The 21,248-nt window shown below is 58.2% G+C and carries 18 protein-coding genes; 6 read left to right on the top strand and 12 right to left on the bottom strand.

Annotated elements, in window-relative coordinates; translation table 11 throughout:
* The first annotated feature begins 32 nt into the window (after positions 1-32).
* Positions 33-1,817 carry a sodium-extruding oxaloacetate decarboxylase subunit alpha gene (gene oadA / locus ABD013_RS12180; RefSeq protein WP_343806252.1) on the top strand — a complete coding sequence of 595 codons (1,785 nt, stop codon included), beginning with the start codon at positions 33-35 and terminating at the stop codon, positions 1,815-1,817.
* An 11-nt stretch (positions 1,818-1,828) separates the two neighbouring features.
* Complete coding sequence (locus ABD013_RS12175) at positions 1,829-3,130, top strand: sodium ion-translocating decarboxylase subunit beta (RefSeq protein ID WP_343806250.1); 1,302 nt, start codon at positions 1,829-1,831, stop codon at positions 3,128-3,130.
* Between the two features lie 49 nt (positions 3,131-3,179).
* On the opposite strand, the gene ABD013_RS12170 is transcribed toward ABD013_RS12175, so the two are convergent.
* The gene (locus tag ABD013_RS12170) at positions 3,180-3,728 is read right to left on the bottom strand and encodes a TetR/AcrR family transcriptional regulator (RefSeq protein ID WP_343806248.1); all 549 of its coding nucleotides are present in this window, start codon (positions 3,726-3,728) and stop codon (positions 3,180-3,182) included.
* 135 nt (positions 3,729-3,863) lie between these two features.
* Here ABD013_RS12170 and ABD013_RS12165 point away from each other — a divergent pair, with 135 nt between their 5' ends.
* A complete protein-coding gene (locus ABD013_RS12165; RefSeq protein ID WP_343806246.1) occupies positions 3,864-4,403 on the top strand; it encodes a carboxymuconolactone decarboxylase family protein in 540 nt (179 codons plus the stop codon).
* A gap of 22 nt (positions 4,404-4,425) precedes the next feature.
* Here ABD013_RS12165 and ABD013_RS12160 read toward each other — a convergent pair whose 3' ends face one another.
* Positions 4,426-5,349, bottom strand: coding sequence for a histone deacetylase family protein (locus ABD013_RS12160; protein ID WP_343806244.1), 924 nt, complete (start codon positions 5,347-5,349; stop codon positions 4,426-4,428).
* Between the two features lie 312 nt (positions 5,350-5,661).
* Between ABD013_RS12160 and ABD013_RS12155 the strand changes: the two genes are divergently transcribed.
* On the top strand, positions 5,662-7,260 hold the full coding sequence (locus ABD013_RS12155) for a response regulator (protein WP_343806242.1): 1,599 nt from the start codon (positions 5,662-5,664) through the stop codon (positions 7,258-7,260).
* Here the strand turns inward: ABD013_RS12155 and ABD013_RS12150 are convergent.
* Positions 7,257-8,798 (bottom strand): cryptochrome/photolyase family protein, encoded by a 1,542-nt coding sequence (locus ABD013_RS12150; RefSeq protein ID WP_343806240.1) that lies wholly within the window; start codon positions 8,796-8,798, stop codon positions 7,257-7,259. The two genes, ABD013_RS12155 and ABD013_RS12150, sit on opposite strands and share 4 nt — an antisense overlap.
* A gap of 142 nt (positions 8,799-8,940) precedes the next feature.
* On the bottom strand, positions 8,941-9,177 hold the full coding sequence (locus ABD013_RS12145; protein ID WP_343806238.1) for a hypothetical protein: 237 nt from the start codon (positions 9,175-9,177) through the stop codon (positions 8,941-8,943).
* Positions 9,178-9,354: 177 nt separating this feature from the next.
* Here ABD013_RS12145 and ABD013_RS12140 point away from each other — a divergent pair, with 177 nt between their 5' ends.
* On the top strand, positions 9,355-10,596 hold the full coding sequence (locus ABD013_RS12140) for a diguanylate cyclase (RefSeq protein WP_343806235.1): 1,242 nt from the start codon (positions 9,355-9,357) through the stop codon (positions 10,594-10,596).
* A gap of 216 nt (positions 10,597-10,812) precedes the next feature.
* Here ABD013_RS12140 and ABD013_RS12135 read toward each other — a convergent pair whose 3' ends face one another.
* From ABD013_RS12135 to ABD013_RS12105, 7 genes are all read right to left on the bottom strand, one after another.
* Positions 10,813-12,918 (bottom strand): putative bifunctional diguanylate cyclase/phosphodiesterase, encoded by a 2,106-nt coding sequence (locus ABD013_RS12135; protein ID WP_343806234.1) that lies wholly within the window; start codon positions 12,916-12,918, stop codon positions 10,813-10,815.
* An 11-nt stretch (positions 12,919-12,929) separates the two neighbouring features.
* The gene (locus ABD013_RS12130; RefSeq protein WP_343806232.1) at positions 12,930-13,439 is read right to left on the bottom strand and encodes a YfiR family protein; all 510 of its coding nucleotides are present in this window, start codon (positions 13,437-13,439) and stop codon (positions 12,930-12,932) included.
* 83 nt (positions 13,440-13,522) lie between these two features.
* The gene (locus tag ABD013_RS12125; protein ID WP_343806230.1) at positions 13,523-15,508 is read right to left on the bottom strand and encodes a TonB-dependent receptor plug domain-containing protein; all 1,986 of its coding nucleotides are present in this window, start codon (positions 15,506-15,508) and stop codon (positions 13,523-13,525) included.
* Between the two features lie 375 nt (positions 15,509-15,883).
* Positions 15,884-16,042, bottom strand: a complete 159-nt coding sequence (locus ABD013_RS12120; RefSeq protein ID WP_343806228.1) for a hypothetical protein — start codon at positions 16,040-16,042, stop codon at positions 15,884-15,886.
* A 25-nt stretch (positions 16,043-16,067) separates the two neighbouring features.
* The gene (locus ABD013_RS12115; RefSeq protein ID WP_343806226.1) at positions 16,068-17,147 is read right to left on the bottom strand and encodes a succinylglutamate desuccinylase/aspartoacylase family protein; all 1,080 of its coding nucleotides are present in this window, start codon (positions 17,145-17,147) and stop codon (positions 16,068-16,070) included.
* Positions 17,134-18,039: a 30S ribosomal protein S6--L-glutamate ligase gene (rimK, locus tag ABD013_RS12110; protein WP_343806224.1), complete on the bottom strand. Its 906-nt coding sequence runs from the start codon at positions 18,037-18,039 to the stop codon at positions 17,134-17,136. The genes ABD013_RS12115 and rimK overlap by 14 nt, the downstream gene beginning before the upstream one ends.
* An 8-nt stretch (positions 18,040-18,047) precedes the next feature.
* Positions 18,048-18,518, bottom strand: a complete 471-nt coding sequence (locus ABD013_RS12105; RefSeq protein WP_343806222.1) for an ATP-dependent zinc protease family protein — start codon at positions 18,516-18,518, stop codon at positions 18,048-18,050.
* Between the two features lie 402 nt (positions 18,519-18,920).
* On the opposite strand from ABD013_RS12105, the gene arcC reads away from it, so the two are divergent.
* On the top strand, positions 18,921-19,859 hold the full coding sequence (arcC, locus tag ABD013_RS12100) for a carbamate kinase (RefSeq protein WP_343806219.1): 939 nt from the start codon (positions 18,921-18,923) through the stop codon (positions 19,857-19,859).
* A gap of 22 nt (positions 19,860-19,881) precedes the next feature.
* Here arcC and ABD013_RS12095 read toward each other — a convergent pair whose 3' ends face one another.
* Positions 19,882-21,237, bottom strand: coding sequence for a cyclic 2,3-diphosphoglycerate synthase (locus ABD013_RS12095; protein WP_343806217.1), 1,356 nt, complete (start codon positions 21,235-21,237; stop codon positions 19,882-19,884).
* Between the last annotated feature and the right edge of the window lie 11 nt (positions 21,238-21,248).

Raw genomic sequence — 21,248 nt, 5'->3', positions numbered from 1 at the left:
CAACAAGAACTTCTGATAGGAAAGGCTAACTCATGTCTGACGTAAAAAAACCGCTAGGAATTACCGACGTCGTCCTGCGTGATGCGCATCAGTCTCTGTTTGCGACCCGCCTGCGACTCGACGATATGCTTCCGATCGCCGAAAAGCTGGACAAGATCGGTTACTGGTCCCTGGAAAGCTGGGGCGGCGCGACTTTCGACTCCTGTATTCGTTACCTGGGTGAAGATCCCTGGACCCGCATCCGCGAGCTGAAGGCTGCGATGCCGAACACCAAGCAGCAGATGCTGCTGCGCGGTCAGAACCTGCTGGGTTACCGCCATTACGCTGACGACGTTGTCGACAAGTTTGTCGAGCGTGCAGCGACCAACGGTGTCGATGTATTCCGTATCTTTGATGCGATGAACGACCCGCGTAACCTGGACCGTGCCATCAAGGCGGTGAAAAACTGCGGCAAGCACGCTCAGGGCACCATCTCCTACACCACCAGCCCGGTTCATACCATCGAAACCTGGGTGGATTACGCCAAGACACTTGAGGATCTGGGCGCCGACTCCATCGCCATCAAGGACATGTCCGGTATCCTGACGCCGTACAACGCCTTTGACCTCATTTCCCGCCTGAAGGCGCAGACCGGCCTGGAAGTTCAGTTCCACGCCCATGCGACTGCAGGTCTGTCCGACATGACCATCCTGAAAGCCGTTGAAGCGGGTGTGGATCGTGTCGACACGGCCATCTCTTCCATGTCCATGACCTACGGTCATACCGCGACTGAATCCGTCGTAGCGGCACTGGCCGGTACCGACCGCGATACCGGTCTGAACTTGGAAGCGCTGGAAGAGATCGCGGCCTACTTCCGTGAAGTTCGCAAGAAGTACGCCAAGTTCGAAGGTTCCCTGCGTGGTACCGATTCCCGCATCCTGGTGGCTCAGGTGCCGGGTGGCATGCTGACCAACATGGAAAGCCAGCTCAAGGAGCAAGGCGCCGCCGACAAGTTCGACGAAGTGCTGGCCGAGATTCCGCGTGTGCGCGAGGACCTGGGCTACATCCCGCTGGTAACACCGACCTCTCAGATCGTGGGTACCCAGGCGGTGATCAACGTGCTGATGGGTGAGCGTTACAAGACCATCTCCAAGGAAGTACAGGGCGTACTGAAGGGCGAATACGGTGCAGCACCGGCGCCTTACAACGCTGAACTCCAGGCGCGTGTCCTGGATGGCAAGGAGCCGCTGACCTGTCGTCCGGCCGATCAGTTGCAGCCGGAAGTTGACAAATTGACTGGTGAACTGAAGCAGCTGGCAAGCGAGAAGGGCATCCAGCTGGAGCAGGGCGAGAAGGAGATCGATGACGTTCTGACCTACGCGCTGTTCCCGCAGATTGGCCTGAAATTCCTGGAAAACCGCGGTAACCCTGACGCCTTTGAACCTGTACCGACTCTTGAGGACGCAAAAACCATGGCAACCAAGAAAAATAACGGACCGGAAGTCTACACCATCAACGTCAACGGCCAGAACTACGTGGTTCAGGTAACCGAAGGCGGCGACGTTTCCTCCATCCAGTCTGCACCGGCTGCAGCGCCGGCGGCCGCGGCTCCGGCAGCAGGTTCCGGCGAGCCGGTTCCGGCACCGCTGGCAGGTAACATCTGGAAAGTTCAGGTGGCAGCGGGCCAGGCCGTTCAGGAAGGTGACGTGCTGGTGATCCTGGAAGCGATGAAGATGGAAACCGAAGTGCGTGCGGCCCGTGCCGGCACCATCGTGTCTGTTGATGTCAAAGAGGGTGATGCCGTACAGGTCGGCGATTCCCTGGTGACTCTGGCCTAAGGTAACCCCGCATGGAAAAGCTACTAGAACTATGGCAGGCGTCGGGGATCTACAACATCTCCTTCGGCCAGCTGACCATGATGATCATCGGTCTGGTGCTGCTCTTTCTTGCTATCCGCAAGAACTTTGAGCCGCTCCTGCTGGTTCCGATCGGCTTCGGCGGTATTCTGGCGAACATCCCTGAAGCGGGTCTGGCAATGTCGGCGGTGGAAAATGCGATCCATTTTGCCAAGCCGGAAGTGCTGCAGAATCTGGCGCACGTACTGGGCGTGAGTGGTACAGATGTGCATGAACTGGCACACGTGTATCACAACTCCAACGCCAGCACTCATGCAGCGGCCGCGTTGGTGGCTCAGGATGCCGGATACAGCAATGGTATGCTGTACAACTTCTACACCATCGCCATCGCTTCAGGTGCAGCACCGCTGCTGATCTTCATGGGCGTGGGCGCGATGACCGACTTTGGTCCGCTGCTGGCTAACCCGAAGACTCTGTTCCTCGGCGCGGCGGCACAATTCGGCATCTTCGCGACCGTGCTGGGTGCTGTGGCACTGAGCGCTTTCGGTATCATGGACTTCAGCATTCAGGATGCGGCGGCCATCGGTATCATCGGTGGTGCAGACGGCCCGACGGCGATCTACGTGGCCAGTATGCTGGCACCGCATCTGCTGGGTGCGATTGCTGTAGCGGCCTATTCCTACATGGCGCTGGTACCGCTGATTCAGCCGCCGATCATGCGCGCGCTGACCACTGAAGCCGAACGCAAGATCAGCATGAGCCAGCTGCGTCACGTGTCCAAGGTCGAGAAGATCATGTTCCCGATCCTGCTGTTGATCCTGGTAGCCCTGCTGCTGCCGGATGCGGCACCGCTGCTGGGCATGTTCTGCTTCGGTAACCTGATGCGTGAGTGTGGTGTGGTCGACCGTCTGAGCGATACTGCCCAGAACGCGCTGATCAACATCGTCACCATCTTCCTGGGTCTGTCCGTGGGCTCCAAGCTGTCTGCCGACAAGTTCCTGGATTTGCAGACACTGGGCATCCTGGTACTGGGTATCGTGGCCTTCGGTATTGGTACCGCCTGTGGCGTACTCATGGGCAAGCTAATGAACAAGATGCAGGGTGGCAATGCCATCAACCCGCTGATCGGTTCGGCCGGTGTATCGGCGGTACCGATGGCGGCGCGTGTTTCCAACAAGCTGGGTCTGGAAGCCAACCCGCAGAACTTCCTGCTGATGCACGCCATGGGCCCGAACGTGGCTGGCGTAATCGGTTCGGCGGTTGCCGCGGGTGTGATGATCAAGTTTGTTGGCTGACCAACTGTTTGATCGAAACAAAAACGGAGCCCAAGGGCTCCGTTTTTCGTCAGGGGGCAAGCAAGGTCACAAGGGCGTCCAGAGTACGTTCGATGGCGACACTGCTGTCCTGAACCCTCGCCAGGGTCAGCAGCCCCTCATACATCGGCAGGAGTACCAGCGCTTTGTCGGTACTGAAGCCCTCCTCTTCCAGCAGGCGTTCGAGAAAGGCCTGCATCCAGCGCATATGTTCCCCGGCCAGTGTTCGAATGGCCGGATTCGAATACATGAACTCGGCGGCGGCATTATTGAACAGACAGCCGTTGAAGTCGTTCTCCTCGCAGATACTGTGCAAATCCTCGAAAAGCGCCAGAATGCGTTGGATGCCCGTGCCTGCCTGTGCTGCGGTCCGTGTCTCCAACTCCTCACGAATCCGGGTACTGGCCCGTTCGAGCACGGCCAGGATCAGAGCATCCTTGGACTGGAAGTGCTTGTAGAGGGTTGTCTTGGCGACGCCGGACTCAGCCTGAATACGGTCGATTCCGGTGGCATGGAAACCATCCCGGTAGAACAGTTGCTCGGCGGTATCGAGAAGGTGTTCGCGTCTGGGCGTTGGCATGGTAGAGGCGGTCTCGCTGGCAATGGACGGAGCACCATCTTAACAGGTCAGGAAAATGATTGACGCTACAGATCTGTACACTTATCATTATTGAGGTGTACAGATCTGTTTCTTTTTGCTTTGAGGAGATTTTCCATGTCACGTTTGCCACTGCTTTGTCCTGATACTGCCTGTGACCAGGGAGCGCCCACACTGGCGCTGATCCGTCAGCAGCTGGGGATGTTGCCGAACTTTTTTGCCGGTCTGGCCAATCATGGCGGCGCTCTGAATGGCTATCTGGCATTCGAGCAACAGCTGTCAGAACACAGTCGTTTGAGCAAGGCACAGCGCGAAATGATTTCACTGGCAGTCGCCAACGCCAATGGCTGCCACTACTGTGTCAGCGGGCATACCTTGTCGGCCAAACATGCGGGCGTGGATGCTGAAGCGGCTCGGATGGCGCAGCAGGGCAAGGCTCAGGACCCGAAAGATCAAACGATTCTGGCTTTTGCGTTGGATGTACTTGAGCAGCGCGGCCATCTGCCGGATGAAAGCCTGGCCGCAGCGCGTCAGATGGGGCTGGATGATGCAATGCTGGTGGAAATCATCAGTTGGGTCGGTATCAACAGCTACAGCAACTGGATCAACAACCTGATCCAGCCGAAAATTGACTTTCCTGAAGTGCCTTTGATCTGAGAACTCGCGGTGTCTGGCCGGCTTAGAAACCGGCCAGAACCTCCAGATGGGCCTGCACACTGAACGCCAGCGGAACGGGGTTGTAGCCCCCTTCCAGTACCGAAACGATACGCCCCTGGCAGTGCTGATCGGCGTACTGCTTGATCACTTTGGTGACCTGACGGAAATCTTCCTCTTCCAGGTTCAGATCCGCCATCGGGTCTTCCTTGTGGGCATCGAACCCGGCCGAAATAAAGATCATGTCCGGCTTGTGCTCGTGCAGTGCCGGCAGCCACTTTTCTTCAATGGCACGGTGGAAAATGTGGGGCTCGGTATGCGCTGCGATCGGACAATTGATGATGTTGGGTCGGTCGATCTCGTGGTAGCGCTCCGGGTAATAGGGGTGCTGAAAGGTTGAACATACCAGTACCTCGGGGCGGTCCTTGAAAATATCCACGGTACCGTTGCAGTGGTGCACGTCGAAATCGAGAATCGCGACGCGCTGAATGCCCGGTTGCAGCAGTGCGTGGGCCGCACCGATGGCGACATTGTTGTAGAGGCAGAAGCCCATCGCCAGATTGTATTCGGCATGGTGACCCGGTGGACGAACGGCACAGAAGGCGTTGTCGGCCTTGCCGGCCAGCACCCGGTTGGTGGCAAGAATGACGCCACCCGCAGCGAGACTGGCGGCATGCAGGGAATCGGGGCACAGGGCGGTATCATCATCGGTATACACGATGCCTGTTGTAGGCTGTTGCGCTTCCAGGCGCTTGTGATGCAGCTTGTGGTGAGCCAGGGAAATCTGTTCGTCCGTGGCTGGTACGGCGGTGAGCTGATCCAACTGGTCGATGAGGCCGGTGCGTTGCAGTACCTTGTGGATGGCTGCCAATCGAATGGGGCTTTCCGGATGTTCGGGGCCCATGTTGTGCAGCATGCAGTCCTTGTGAGTGATAAATGCCGTAGTCATATCGCTTGCCTGCTCCTCTATTGTCGACATTCTAGAGGAAAAAAGTGTGACATAGGCTTAGGCGAAGGTATTAATTGTCCTAAAACCACTGTCGGAAGGATGGTTTTTGACCTCGGTCATGAGTCCCGTGTACAAGGTCTTTTATAGTGATCGGACAGCATAGAACTGTCTTTGGCGCCGAGTATCCCCCCGATACTCGGTGTTTTTTTATCCCTTTCACTTCGTTCCTGTTCTTCTTGCGGCTTCTCTGGCTCTGTATACTGAATGTAATCTACGAATAACAGTATCAGACTCGAAGGTAGGCCGGCCACGGTGGCTTCTCGCAATATCGACTACACGCATAAAAAGGTGCTGCTGATCGACAGCAGTGGCAACCTGCGCTCGACCATTTTTTACATGCTGCGTGAGCTGGGTGTGCGTAATGTCAAAGCCACGACGGTCAACGAGAAGGTACTGGAGCAGGTTCAGGAGGAGGCGTTCGACATCATTCTGCTGGGCCACAACAGCAGTGATGCCGTCACCGGTCTGCAGCTGCTGGAGGAAGCGCGCTTTCGGGGATATATTCGCCCGACGGCGGGCTGGATCTTCATGACCAGTGATGCGTCTCAGGAAGTGGTGCTGCATGCAATCGACAGTCGCCCCGATGATCTGCTGACCCGTCCGTTTTCGATTGATGAACTGAAAAGCCGTCTTGATCAACTGGTGCTGCGCAAGGAGGTCATGGCGCCGGTAGAACAGGCGATGGAAGCAGGGGATCTTGAAGGCGCGGTTCAGGCCTGTGACGATCTGCCGCGTCAGGATGCCAACCGGGACTATGCTCGGCGGCTGAAAGCCAGCCTGTTGCTGCAGCTCAACCGGCCAGACGAGGCCTACGCCGTACTGGAGCCCGCCTTTTGGCAGACGCCCGACAAGGAGCTGGGGTTATGCATGGCGCAGGCTCTGGTCGCGATGCGGCGACTGGCGGAAGCCCAGGATCTGCTGGAAAGCCTGATTGAACACTACCCGCTGCTGATAGCCGCTTATGATCTGATGGCGCAGGTCTGTGAACAGAGCGGTGATCTTGAAGGCGCACGAGACATGCTGCAGCTGGCGACAGCCAAGGCGCCGATGGGGATTCCTCGTCAGATGGAACTGGGCCGGGTGGCAACCCAGACGCGGGTGCTTGAGGTGGCCGAAGGCGCCTATCGCAAGTCGATCGTCCTGGGTCGCAACAGTTGTTACCGCTCACCTGAACCCTACCTGAGACTGGCCAATATTCGTCGTCTGGAGATGCAGGGGGCCGATATCCGGCGCCAGATAGAACTGCGAAATGATCTCGATGCTCAGCTGAACAAGGCCGAGTACAACTTTCCCAAGGATATGGCGCTGAAAGTACGCACTGCGCTCGTGCGCGCGAGTGTCTGCCAGGACCTGGGTGAGGTACAGGAGGCACGCAAATATCGCATGGATGCTGAGCGCCGCAATACCGAGCTGGATCAGCCGCTGCCGCTGGAGCGTGAGGCATTGATATTGGCGGGTGACCAGGTGCCGCTGATTGAGCCGGAAACTGAGATGGTTGAAAGCGGCGGCCGTCGTGATCAGAGCATGAGTGACAAGGTGAACCGTTTGGGTGTGAAGCATTACCTGGCGGGTAAAATGTCCCAGGCGATGCGCTATTTTGGTCTGGCAATTGAGTACGATCCGGGCAATGCCGCTGCGTTGCTGAACCTGGCGCAGCTGTTTCTGGAAGCAGCCCGTGACAGCGATGGCAAGCGACAGCAGCGGCTGAAGATGGTCGATCGCTACCTGCGCCTGACCGAACGCTTGTCTCTGGGGACGGCTGAGTCGCTGCGACAGCATCAGCTGCTGAACTATCGGCGTCAGCCGCTGGATGAGCTGCCCGCGGGCAGTCTTGGGGTGTTACTGCGCTAGCCGCAGTCGAGTTGCTGCAGAAAAATACGCGCACTTTCCCTGATGGCTTGCCGCTGTGCCGGTTTCATCCGCGCCAGGTTCTGGTACGCAAGTCCCAGGCGCGGGTTATCGCTCAGGCGCTTGTGCTGCCGATCCAGAAAATCCCAGTACAAGTAGTTGAACGGGCAGGCCCGGGGGCCGGTTTTCCGCCCGACGTCATAAGAACAGTGCTCGCAATAGTCCGACATTCGGTTGATGTAGGCGCCGCTGGCAGCATAGGGCTTGCTGGCCAGGCGGCCACCATCGGCAAAGAGGATCATACCCTGCACATTGGGCATCTCCACCCACTCGTAGGCGTCCACATAGACCAGCAGATACCATTCATTGACTGCGGCGGGACTCAGGCCGGCCAGCAGGGCAAAGTTACCCAGTACCATAAGGCGCTGAATATGATGGGCATAGCCGTGTTGGAGGGTATCCGACACGCACTGGTGCAGGCAGTTCATGGATGTCTCGGCGTCCCAGAAAAAGCCCGGTAACGGGCGTTCAGCCTGCAGGGCGTTGGTGTCGCGGTATTCCGGCATCCATAACCAGTACAGACCACGCACGTATTCACGCCAGCCGAGAATCTGGCGGATAAAACCTTCGACAGCATTGAGCGGCGCCTTGCCATCGCGGTACGCCTGCTCGGCGCGTCGGATGACCAGGCCGGGGTCGAGCAGCCCCAGATTGATGCTGGCGCTGAGGTGAGAATGGTACAGCCAAGGGTCACCCTGGCGCATGGCATCCTGATAGTCGCCAAAGAGTGGCAGGCGTTCGCGGATGAAGGTGTCCAGCACCTGTTCGGCCTGCTCCGCTGTCACTGCCCAGCCAAAGTGTTCCAGCGTACCGAAATGGTCGGCAAAACGGGCTTCGACCAATGTGATGACATCGCGGGTGATCCTGTCCGGTGCAAAGGTCAGGGGCGCCGTCGGTTGTCGTTCCGCGGGCAGTGGGTTGCGGTTCTGTGCATCCAGATTCCAGCGACCACCTTCGGGCTTGTCCCCCTGCATCAGCAGATCATGCTTGCGCCGCATCCAGCGGTAGAAATATTCCATTCGCATCTGCTTGCGGCCCTTAGCCCACTGGCGGAAGTCGGCATGGCTGCACAGAAAGCGGTCGTCCTCGCGGACCTCCAGCGTGTACTCGGAATGAGTATCCTGCCAGTGTGCAAATTGCTGTTGCAGGCGGTATTCGCCCGGTTCGGTCAGGATGCAGTGGGTACAGCCGCTGCGCCGAAAAACCTGTTCTATTTCCTGGGTGAAGCTGCCGCTGTTATCGGGATCATCCAGGCGCCTGTAATATACCTTGAAACCGCATTCTTTCAATGTGCTGGCGAAATGACGCATGGCCGACAACACCAGCACCAGCTTCTGCTTGTGATGACGCACATAGGTGGTTTCTGCCTGTAGCTCGCACATCAGGATAATGTCCTGTGCGAGATTGGCATCACGCAGACTCGATAGATTGAGGCTTAACTGATCGCCCAGAATCAGGCGCAGACAGGGGGAGGCGGGCATGTGCATTTTTCCTGAACACTTTGCCGCTGTTACGCAGGTTGGCGGTGACCGGATTGGCCACAGGACCATAAAAAAACCCGCAAGGAAAGCCTTGCGGGTCTAAACAACAAACAACAGATTAGGTATCAACACCCTGAAGGTGTCAGGCGGTCTTGACCGACTCCATATGGCGAACCACATGGGCACCGATACGGTGACCACTGACAGCAATCTCACCCTTCCAGCGCATCCAGGTCAGCAATTCGCCAGCCTTTTTGAGCAGTCGGGCAAAAGCACCAGGACCTTGCTCCTCGGAACATTCGGTATAGCCCATAGCAACCAGCTCCAGGTGGATACGACGATCCTCGTTTGGAAATCCGGTGTAGTGCTTCTCGTTCATAACAACACTCCCCAATATGTGTGTTAGACCTTAGTAGTATATATCGGCGATTGCTGCAATACAACGGGGCTGTATGATATTTGGTCTGTTGGGGAAGGTTGTCGGTTTTAAGCAACGGCAGTATTCTTGTATGCTGAACAGGTATTTCGTTTACCTGTATATCTGCGGGAGTGTCTGTTGCGCAGGCTGACCATTATCAATTTTCTGATCGTGTTGGGCTGTGCTCTTGCCGTTGGGTTGTCCTGGCAGATCAACCACGAAGCGATCGAAGCGGTAGCGTTGAAGCTGTTCCGTGCAGAGGGGCGTTCAGCGTTTACGCTGATTCAGACGGCTCGTCACTGGAATGCGATTCAAGGCAAAGTGTATGTGCCGGTATCGGCTGATACGCCGCCGAACCCTTATCTGCGTACCCCTGATCGTGATATTACCGATAATCTTGGCCGCAGGCTGACGCAGGTTAATCCCGCCTATATGACGCGACAGATATCGGAGCTGCTGCAGGATTCAGATGTGCAGATGCGCATCACCAGCCTTGATCCGATCAATCCGCTCAACCGCCCCGATGGCTGGGAAGCAGCGAGCCTGAGACAGTTCGAGATCAGTGGCGAGCTGGAACGGGTTGAGCGAGTTCAGGATCGCTATCGCTATATTTCCGGCCTGATCGTCCAGCGCGAGTGCATGCAGTGCCATGAAGATCAGGGGTATCGCGTTGGGGATCTGCGTGGTGGCATCAGTTTCAGTGTGCCCGCCGAACAGGTGGACCTGCTGGTCAGCGAGATGCAGCAGGGTTCCAGCAGAGTCCATGCCCTCGTATTGATGTTGCTGTCTCTAATCGGAGTGAGCCTGTTCAGCCTGTTTTATCTGGTACGAGGTCGCTTGCAGGCCAGTGTGATGGCGCAGGCTGAACTGCAGCAGTTGGTGGAGCGGGATGAACTGACCGGGGTGCTGAGTCGAAGAGCCCTGATGGAGCGTTTATTCACAGAAATGAAGCGCCGTTCCCGCTATGGTCAGCCCCTGAGCCTGTTGATGCTGGATCTCGATCACTTCAAGCGGGTCAACGACCGCTATGGTCATCAGGCGGGTGACCTGGTACTGAAGGAACTGGCACAAATGCTGGAGCAGCACCTGCGTGAAGTCGATATCATTGGTCGCTATGGCGGTGAGGAGTTTACCGTGCTGCTGCCGAACACTGCCCGGTTGCAGGCTGAGCGGCTGGCGCAGCGCCTGTGTCAGGCTGCGGCCGAGTATCGTATCCGTCTTCATGGGGGAGATCTGGTTCAAGTGACCCTCAGTATCGGTCTGGCCAGCTGTGACACTGACCTGTTGAGTGCAGAAACGCTGCTGGCGCGTGCCGACGAGGCGCTTTATGTTGCCAAGCAGCGGGGGCGCAACCGGGTATCGGTATACGGTCAGGATTGATGGAGGGAGGGGGAAGGTTGTCTGCCCTCAGGTCGGGACGGCGGCAGGCTGCGCGCTCGCCAACATGGTTTGATTACGGCCCGTGCGCATGGCTTCGTAAAGTGCCTGATCCACTCTGCGGAAGCTGCTGGCCTTCCTTGCTCAGGATGTTTTCCTGCGTACGCTGGTCGCCCGGAATACTGCTGTTTTCATGTCAAACGAGGCCAGTTTCAGGCATCAGCGGTGTGGAATGGACGCCAGAGGTTCGCGACTGCAGCTCTGTTGTTGCAGCAGGCGGGCCAGTTCGGCCAAAGGTACCGGCTTGCTGAACAGGTAGCCCTGCACCAGGTTGCAGTGGTGGCGTTTGACGAACTGGTACTGCTGTTCGGTTTCAACGCCTTCGGCAACCACTTTGAGATTCAGGTTGTGTGCCATGTCGATGATGGTACGCACGATAACCTCGTCATCCTGGTCACTGCCGATATCCTGAATAAAGGAGCGATCGATTTTCAGGGTATTCAGCGGCAACTGCTTGAGCCGACTCAGGGAAGAGTAGGCCACACCGAAGTCATCAATGGCGATTTCGACGCCAAGCTGGCGGATCTTGCTCAGTTGCTCATGCACCGAGGCGACCTCGGATACTACCAGGGTTTCGGTGACTTCCAGCTCCAGTTTGTGTGCCGGGAAGCCGGTCTGCTCGAGGGTGCCGGCGATGCGGCGATAAACATCCTCGTTAACGAACAGTGCCGGGGAAAGGTTAACCGCCAGTGACAGTTCGGGCTCGGCACCTTCATACAGCGAGAGAATGTCTCGGCAGGCCTGCCGGGCGACCCAGTCGTCGATTTCGCCAATCAGGCCGCAGTCCTCGGCCAGGGGGATGAATTCCGCCGGCGAGATGAAGCCCTCCTCCGGGTCGAACCAGCGGATCAGGGCCTCGACACCGGCGATTCTGAGACTCTGGGTGTTCCATTTGGGCTGGTAACAGAGCGTGAAGGCCTGCTTGCTCAGGGCATCGCGCAGCTTGCTTTCCAGCAGCATGCGGCGTTCGGTGCGCTGATTCATCTCGGTGACATAGAAATTGAACTGATTGCCGCCCAGCTCTTTTGAATGGTACATGGCTGTATCGGCGTTTTTCAGCAGAGCTGAGGCTTCGGTACCATCACAGGGATACAGGCTGATACCGATGCTGGTGGTCACCTGCAGGTTATAGCCATCAATTACGGCGGGATGGTCAATCGCCTGTACCAGCTTGTGTGCCACTTCCGCAGTAGCGTCCACGTCCGCATCCATCAGCAGCACGGCGAACTCGTCGCCGCCCAGGCGGGCGAGGGTATCGCTCTGGCGCAGGCAGTTGTGCAGACGGGTCGACATCTCGACCAGAAGCCTGTCGCCAACGCCATGTCCCAGGGTGTCGTTGACCTCTTTGAAACGGTCCAGGTCAAGAAACATCACGGCGAGCTGACTGCCACGGCGTTGTGCATAGTGAATCGCCGTCATCAGGTTGTTGTCGAAGGTGGCGCGGTTGGCGAGCCCTGTCAGGGTATCGTGGAAGGCCTGGTGTTCAAGCTGGCGTGTCAATTCCTCCAGCTCGGCCGTGCGCTCCTGCACCTTTTCTTCCAGTTGGGCCTGGATGCTGCGCAGCTCCTCATCACGCGACTGGATCTGGTGCAGCATTTCGTTGAAATCATCAGCCAGCTCACCGATTTCGTCCCGCGACAGTTTCTCTGCTCTCAACTGATAATTGCGGGTTTTGGTGATGCGGCGGGCGGTATTGGCCAGGTTGAGAATCGGGCCTGTTACCACACCCTGCGCCACATCGGAGAGAATGCTGGCAACCAGTACCGAGACCAGAAACAGCCCCAGCACCACGGACATTCGTTGTACCTGTTGTTGCTGCCAGTTGCTCAGCTCGGACAGGATCATGATCTGGCCAATAGTCTCGTGATCATGGACGATTGGCTGCACGATATAGAGGGCGCCCTCATGTTCCCCGGTTGCCTGTGCCGGCGGCGTGGCGGGGAGGGCCAGGGGGCCTTTCCGGTAAGCGGCAAAGCGCTGACCGGCATGGTCGTAGAGTGCAGCGGCGACAACATTGTCTTCGCTGCTCAGGGTCGACAACGTTTGTCGGGCGGCCGCCCGATCGCCGAAGGTCAGTGCCGCCAGACTGTTGTTGCCGATCAGGTTACCCTGGTAACGCATACGGTCGTAGAGGTCGCCTCGTGAACTGATCCAGTCACTGGCTGCGAACCCCACTGTGGCAAGCAGCAATACGGAACAGCTGATGATCATCAGCAGTGCCAGCAGCTTGCGTTTGAGGGGTTGTGTTTTGAATAAACTTTTCATGTCGGCATCGATCAGGGGGTGATGGCTCGAGCCAGTTTCAGCAGCTCAGAACTGATCGCCAGTCCACTTTGTTTGGCATGGTTGAGATTAACCTCAAACCCTATACCCCGACCATCACGAACCAGATTGATTATGGCCTTGTCGTGGACACTCTCTCGGGTGCCCGGTTGCGTCAGGTCGGCAATGGTCAATGCAGGATCGAGACGGCTCAAAGCGCGCTCATGTTGAAAGCGATCCAGTTGAGATTCGGGAATCAACATCACGTCGCAGGCCGGAGCATCCTTGATGGCTTCGACGACCCGTTTCTGCACGGAGCGTTGCTGAACCTGCTTGCCCAGAATGGAGTCGAATCCTCGTCCCAGAAAGTCTTCCCGGTAATAGCAGAAAACAAAATGGCTCGAGCGGCTGGCCGTTACCTCGGCGGGCCAGTCTACGAATTTTGCGATGTTATATACGAAGGCGGCCTTGATATGACTGATCTTTTCCGACTGGGGATCGGCCAGTGCCCTGTTGCACAGCACCAGGCAACAGGCACACAGCAACAGCCAGAACGCAAGCTGCTGCGGGCGCCTGCTGGAGCCGGAATTACATGATGGAGCCCCGATCAAAAGTCACCACTCCAGCTGAGCCGCAGCCAGATCACCCTTTCACTGCGCTCATTATTGTACTGGGTACCGAAATCGGCGGCCGGGTCAAACACCTGCTCATCAAACAGGTTGTCGATCCCGGCGGTATAGGAAAGGCCGGGGTTGATCTGTCCGAAGGCATAGAGGTTGGTGACGACAAAGCCGTCGGCGTTGTCCTCGATGAAGCTGTTGGTGTCATCCCGGCTGCTGTTATGCAGCAGGCTGAGACCCAAGCCATGTTCGGGGCGGTAGCGGTAGTCGAGCTTCAGGCTGCTGCTCCAGGTCGCCAGGTAGGGCAGTTCTCCATGGGTCGTGTCGGCCTGCAGGTAGGCCAGTCCCAGGCGCAGGTTGAGGCGATCACTGAGCCGGGTATTGAACAGTGCTTCGGCGCCGTACATCGTGCAGCGTTCGTCCCGGTTGGAAAAGTACTCGTCGGCAACATCCGGCGTGGGGGTTTCCAGAATGAAATTGTCCAGCTGGCTACGGAACAGGTTGAGGCTGAGATTGGCTTCATCCCACTGGTAGGCGTATCCCAGCTCCAGCGAGCGGATCTCTTCGGCGTCCGCTACCGGCGGTACGAAGCTGGTGCCTTCCATCACCTTGAGGTATTCACGCAGGGTGGGGGTACGTATGGCGGTACCGTACTGGGCCTTCAGGGTCTGTCGAGTATCCGGCGTAAAGACCAGTGCCGCGCGATAGTTGAAATAGCCGCCAAACTGGTCAAAGTCATCGTAGCGTCCCCCCAGGGTCAGGTTCAGCTCGGGGCTGATGTCCCAGACATCCTGTGCAAAGAGGGCGTAATCGTTGTTGGTGATGCCCGGCTGCGAGAGCAGATTGCCGGTACGTGCCGGGTCCAGAAAGCCATCGCGGTAATGGAAGAAGCGCTTGAAGTCGGTCGCATCCGCCTGTTCATGCTGCCAGCTCACACCGGCGGCCAGGGTATGATCGCCGTAGCGTTTCAGGCCCGTTAGCGAGGCACCTGCCTTGGTCGCGTTCTGGTGTTCGATATAGCCCAGCGCTCGGCTGTTTTGCTCGATTTCGTATTCCTTGATGCGGTCACGCTGGAAGTAGAGCGTACTTTCGAGACGCCCGGTATCGAGGGTTCCCTGCTCGTAGTTTGCTGCGACCGTCAGCAGTTGCTCGTCGACGAAGGCATCCTGGCTGCTGGGGATAAAAAGAAACGGGGTCGAGTTGTCACTGTAGTTCAACGACAGGGTCAGCCCCGGCATGGGCTGGCCCTTAAGCATGATGTTGCTGAAATCTTCGTCCAGTGGCTGCAATACATCGGTGCCGATGAAGCTCTGGCGATCAGAACTGAACGGTGCGTCCTGTTCGGTATAGCTGGCAAAAGCCTGAAATGCGGGGCTGTTGTAACTCAGCGTGCCTTTTCTGCGCTGGTGGTCGGCCAGCTCACCGGTCAGGGTGTACTCGGGAGTGGCTGAAAAGGCACGCGTGGTGATGGAAATGAGGCCGCCGAAGGCGTTGGCACCGTACAGGCTGGAGGCCGGTCCCAGAATCACTTCGACCTTTTCGATGTTTTCCAGCGGCAGGTTGTCACCCAGCGAAAAGTGGCCGTAGTAGAGACTGCGCATTCGCACACCATCCACCATCAGCACCATCTTGTCGTTGTAACGGTCCAGCAGCCCTCGTGCCCAGATCGAGCGGTGACGCTTGCGGTACTGGTTCAGTTGCAAACCGGGGATAAAGGCCATGAGGTCATCAAGGGTGCGTACGCCGAACTGGTCGAACTCCTTCCGGCTGAAGGTGTAGGCCGTACCCGGTGCCTTGCTGGTCTGGGTGGGTAGCAGTGAAGCCGAGGTGAAGACCTCAAGAGAGACCAGCTCCTTGAGTGAAAGCGAAGTGAAATCGGCCTCATCCAGTTCCCCGGCTTGAGCTGCTGCAGAGGCAACACAAAGTGCAGCCGCACAGGTTGCTGAGATGAAGTGTGCCCGATGTTTGATCATTCTTATTATCCTCAGACAGGGCTCGTCCCATCGGCGTGGTGACAGCTGATGACTTGCCGATGACTGCCAAACAAGGGGAGATCCTGTCCCTGAATATCCCGCCGCTGCCCTGTGACCAACAGCGGGCAGTGTAAAAAGGCTGACCCCATATTCCAAATTTTATCCAGTTAAAACAAGTCTCTTACCACTAAGGTTGACCAAGGGCAGGGTAAAAAAGGAGGGGGACGACAGGACAAGCGGGGCATTTCGACGGGGTGTGTCCGGTATTCTGATCAGAGCTGGCAGGAGGAAAACAGGGATATCTGTTCGGGAGCGGCAACGGAAGGGCGTTCGCGCGGGGGGCGGCGGAAAGGGCTTTCGCCCTCTCCTGGTACATTAGGCCTTTTTCAGGTTCGGGTTGGTCTGCGTCAGCTGGGACGCCTTTTCGTAGGCATGAGCGATCTGCAACACCTTGAGGTCTTCCTTGTTGCGACCGATCAACTGAATCCCCATCGGGCGTCCCTGGTGATCGAACCCGGCGGGTACATTGACCACCGGGCAGCCGCTTAGCGTGCCGGAGTTACAGCTCGTCGGGAGCGCTGTGGGGAATGCCGAAGCGCAGCTCTTCGTCGCTCAGGCCTTCGTTTACCTCGTCAATCAGGTGGCCGACCTGTCTGACAACATGTTTGTCCTCTTCTTGGAAGTACGCCAGGTTGAAGACAGCATCGCCCTCGTTCACCAGTGGCAAGGTGAGCTGGCCGATGACGACCCCGCTTTTGGGGGCTTCGATGGTACCTTCATTGAGGCCCAGCGGCGCGCTGACGTACGCCAGAACCTGCCCTTTGGTGACGCGGTCTCCCAGCTGTACTTGGCTGCGCAAGATGCCGTTTTCATTGGCCCGGACCCAGCTGGTGGAGTGGGCGATAACCGGGTTGATCAGCCCCTTCTTGCGGGTTTTGCGGATCATGCCCAGCTCACGCATGACGCCCAGAATGCCGTTTACGGCCGCGCCGATGGCGAGCCTTTCGAAGCGCAGGGCTTCCCCGCCCTCATAGGTGATGGTGGGTATGTCCAGTGACTCGGCGACTGCACGCAGGGAGCCATCACGCAGGCCGGCATCGATGATGACCGGAGCGGCAAAGGCACGCACCATCGCCTCAGTCGCCGGATTGCTGAGATCGGCGCGTATCTGCGGCAGGTTTGAGCGATGCAGGGCGCCGGTATGCAGGTCGATGATATGGGTGCAGTGGCGTACCACCTGGTTCAGGAACTGGTAGGCCAGGCGGGATGCGATAGAGCCGCGTTCAGAACCGGGAAAGCAGCGGTTGAGATCACGCCGGTCGGGCAGATAGCGTGACTTGTGGACAAAACCGAACACGTTGACCACTGGTACCGCGATCAACACCCCCTTTAACCGCTCCGGCTTGATCCGGTTCAACAGTTGGCGGACCGCTTCCACACCGTTCAGCTCATCGCCGTGAATGGCGGCACTGACCAGCAGGGTGGGGCCGGCATACTTGCCGTTGACCACTTCGATTGGCGTGCCCAACGGTGAGTGTGTGTACAGCTGCGACACTTCCAGGTCGATGATGCTGCGCTGTCCGGGCAGTACGGTTACTCCCGCCAGTGTAATCGGTTCGTTCGGTTTAGCCCTTGCCACGGGTGCGCGTCCTCTGCGGCTTGGCACTTTTCTCGATATGCTGGATGATCATGCCTGCGATATCCTTGCCGGTCGCGTTCTCAATGCCCTCAAGCCCGGGCGAGGAGTTGACCTCCATCACCAGCGGCCCACGGGACGAGCGTAGCAGGTCGACACCGGCAACGCCTAGCCCCATGGCCTTGGCGGCATTGATGGCGGTTCTGCGTTCTTCCGGGGTAATACGGATCAGCGAGGCCTGGCCGCCGCGGTGCAGGTTGGAGCGGAATTCGCCCTCGGCTCCCTGGCGCTTCATGGCAGCGATAACACGCTCGCCAATGACAAAACAGCGGATATCGGCGCCACCGGCTTCCTTGATATATTCCTGCACCATGATGTTGGCCTTGAGGCCCATGAAGGCTTCGATTACGCTCTCGGCCGCCTTGCGGGTTTCGGCCAGTACCACACCGATGCCCTGGGTGCCTTCCAGCAGTTTGATCACCACAGGGGCGCCGCCTACCATGTCCAGCAGGTCCTTGACGTCGTCCGGCTTGCTGGCAAACCCGGTGACCGGCATGCCTATCCCCTTGCGTGAGAGCAACTGCAGCGAGCGCAGCTTGTCACGGGAACGAGTAATGGCGACGGATTCGTTGACGGGATATACACCCATCATTTCAAACTGGCGCAGAACCGCGCAGCCATAGAAGGTGACCGATGCGCCAATGCGCGGAATGATGGCATCAAAATCCACCAAGTCCTCCCCCTTGAAGTGGATGGACGGCAGTTCAGAGTTGATATTCATGTAACAGCGCAGCACGTCGATCACTTTGACTTCATGGCCACGCTCCTTCCCGGCCTCGATGAGACGGCGCGTGGAATAGAGTGACGAGTTGCGCGACAGGATACCGATTTTCATAGTGCCTCTTATTTGATTGAAAGCTGATAAGAGAGAGAGGGGTCAATGGCCAGCCGTCCGTTCATGGTGGTTCTGCCTACCAGCATGCGAAACTTCATGGTGTCACGGTTGGTCAGGGTGAATTCGGCTGGCCATCGCATGTTATTGAATTCAATGATGGTTTTGATGACATAACGCATCTCGCGATGGCCCCCGGAGTCAGTTACCGGGCGGAAATCGATCACTTCGGCTTCACAGGTGATGACGTGTTCGGAACAGCCCTGCACCGGGTGGACGCTGAAGCGCACCCACTTGGCGCCATCCTTGTCGAACGGCTCTACCTCGAAGGCATGGATACAGGAGGTGCGAGCCCCGGTGTCCATTTTGGCTTTGATACGGGGGATGCCCAAGCCTGGAAGGGCAACCCATTCTCGCCATCCGGCGATATGCAGTTTTTGCTCTACAGTCTCAGCTGGTGAGCGCTCATTCGTACAATCCATGCGGTTCTTCACTACCGTCCGAAGAAATGTCCAAAGTGCCAGATACTGGCACGGTTCGCCAGGAAACTTGCGGTGTAACCTTGAGGTGTTCAGCGGGTTACCGCAGCCTGTTTGTTAAGAATAGTCCATGTGGTCGCTGCTGGTGTCCTTAACGGTATGCAGGACCATCCTCGTGATGCATCAACGGGTGCGCCACCCGTGTGGCTTCACCGGTGCATTAGGCTTCACCGCTGCTCATGACTTCTACTAAGCTCAAGAACAGGTCCAGGGGCGAACAGCGGTAGACATTGTTCTACCCGGTGTACATGAAGAAGTGGTTAATGCAGCCGGTATTGAACTACCGGGTTCAGGGCGGCCGTGAAGGCGGCCTGAAGTGAAACACTGGTGAATGCGGAGATTGTCATGCTGACCGTTATCGCACTCGGCGGTAATGCGTTGCTGCAGCGAGGCGAGCCCTTGACTGCTGACAACCAGCGCCACAATGTCGGTCTGGCGGCGGACGCTATGGCCCCTTTAGCGCCCCGGCGGCAACTGGTGATCACCCATGGCAACGGCCCTCAGGTCGGCCTGCTGGCGCTGCAGGCATTGGCGGCACCGGACAGCGGCACCTATCCGCTCGATATCCTCGATGCTGAAACCGAAGGCATGATCGGTTACCTGATTGAGCAGGAGTTGCAGAACCGCCTGCCCAGCGAGCAGCAATGCGTAACCCTACTGACTCAGATTGAGGTCGATCCGTGCGACGCGGCCTTTTACAACCCGAACAAGCCCATAGGGCCTGTCTATGAATGCGCAGAGGCGGCTCGGCTGGCTCGCGAGCGGGGCTGGGCGGTCGCCCTTGATGGGCCGCACTACCGACGTGTCGTACCTTCTCCGCGTCCCGTGCGGATACTGGAACTGCCGGTGATCCAGCTGCTGGTGCGCCAGCAGGTATTGGTCATCTGTGCCGGCGGTGGTGGCATACCGGTGGCGCGACAACAGGATGGCAGTCTGCTGGGCATCGAGGCAGTGATCGACAAGGACGCGGCCAGCGCCTTGCTGGCCCGACAGCTCGGGGCCGGTGAACTGCTGATGCTGACCGATGTCGATGCTATCTATGATAACTGGCAGCAGTCGGATGCCAGGGCAATCCGCCGGATCACGCCAGATGATCTCAGGCGGCGTCAGTTCGCCGAAGGATCGATGGCGCCCAAAGTGGCGGCCGCCTGCGATTTCGTCGAGCAAACCGGAGGCGTCGTTGGTATCGGGCGGCTTCAGGACGCTGCAGCGATACTCGACGGCAAGGCCGGTACTCGGATCAGCCGGGATGTAACGGAAACACTCTGGTGGCCAGGCCATTGACGTGGTTGTGAAACAGGCACTCCTATCTTTTTAATTCTTGCGTGAGGAATGCCTCGACCAGATCACTCAGCCCAGGCTCGCCGGTCTCCTCAAATTCGTAGCGGGCGCGTACCACCGGCTTGTCGATCTCGATCAGCGCCGCCAAGTCACAGGGGGTTGCCGCCACCACCAGATCGGCATCGCAAGCGTTGATCGTCGCGCGCAGCGCCTGCAACTGCCGTTGGTGATATCCCATCGCTGGCAATACGGCACCGATGTGAGGGTGGTTGGCATACATCGTGGCGATATCACCCCCGGCCGCCGGACGCGGGTCGATGATTTCTGCCGCCTGGGCGGCAGAAGCGGCAACGTAGCCGGCCCCGTAGGGCATGCCGCCGTGGGTGAGGGTGGGGCCGTCCTCCACCACGAGCACGCGCTTGCCGGTCACCGCATCCGGGTCGTCGAGCCGGACCGGCGAGGCTGCGCGCACGATGGGCGCCCCGGGGTTGAGTCGGCGCACGCTTTCCGACACCGCCTGAATATCGGCCTCTGCGGCCGAGTTCACCTTGGCGATCACCACCAGATCCGCCGCCCGCAGCACCGCCTCTCCCGGGTAATGACTGGATTCATTACCCGGACGCAGGGCATCGACCAGCACGATGTGCAGATCGGGCCGGATGAACGAGAAATCGTTGTTGCCGCCATCCCAGAGGATAATGTCCGCCTCCTCCTCGGCTTGTGCCAGTATGCGAGCATAATCGATACCGGCATAGACCCTATTGCCGAGTGCAATGTGCGGTTCGTACTCTTCTCGTTCTTCGACGGTGCAGTTGGCCGCATCCAGATCCGCGAGAGTGGCGAAGCACTGAACCGCCTGGGATGCAAGATCGCCATAGGGCATCGGATGGCGGATTACGGCGACTCTCAATCCCCGGGACTTGAGCAGCAGCGCCAGGTAACGGGTGGTTTGCGACTTTCCGCAACCGGTGCGTACGGCACAAACGGCGATGACCGGCACCCGCGCTTCGAGCATGGTGCGCTCAGGCCCCAATAGCAGAAAGTCCGCGCCCTGCGACAGCGCGATGGAGGCGCGGTGCATCAACTGTGCATAGTCTATATCGCTGTAGGCGAACACGACCTGATCGACCTGTTTGTCGCGACAAAGCTCGGCGAGCTGCCCCTCATCGACAACAGGAATACCCTCGGGGTAGCGACTGCCGGCCAGCGATGCGGGATAGCATCGCCCGGCGATATCTGGAATCTGGCTGGCGGTAAAGGCGACCACCCGACTATCGGGATCATCGCGGTAAACCCTATTGAAATTATGGAAGTCCCGCCCCGCCGCGCCCATAATCACCAGGCGCCTGACCCTATGTCCAACGTGCTTTTCGACTGACATGCGTGCTACCT

This window comes from Marinobacterium maritimum (assembly GCF_039523155.1).
In the GTDB taxonomy this organism is placed as follows: Bacteria; Pseudomonadota; Gammaproteobacteria; order Pseudomonadales; family Balneatricaceae; genus Marinobacterium; species Marinobacterium maritimum.
This window is presented reverse-complemented; position numbering and strand designations above follow the sequence as displayed.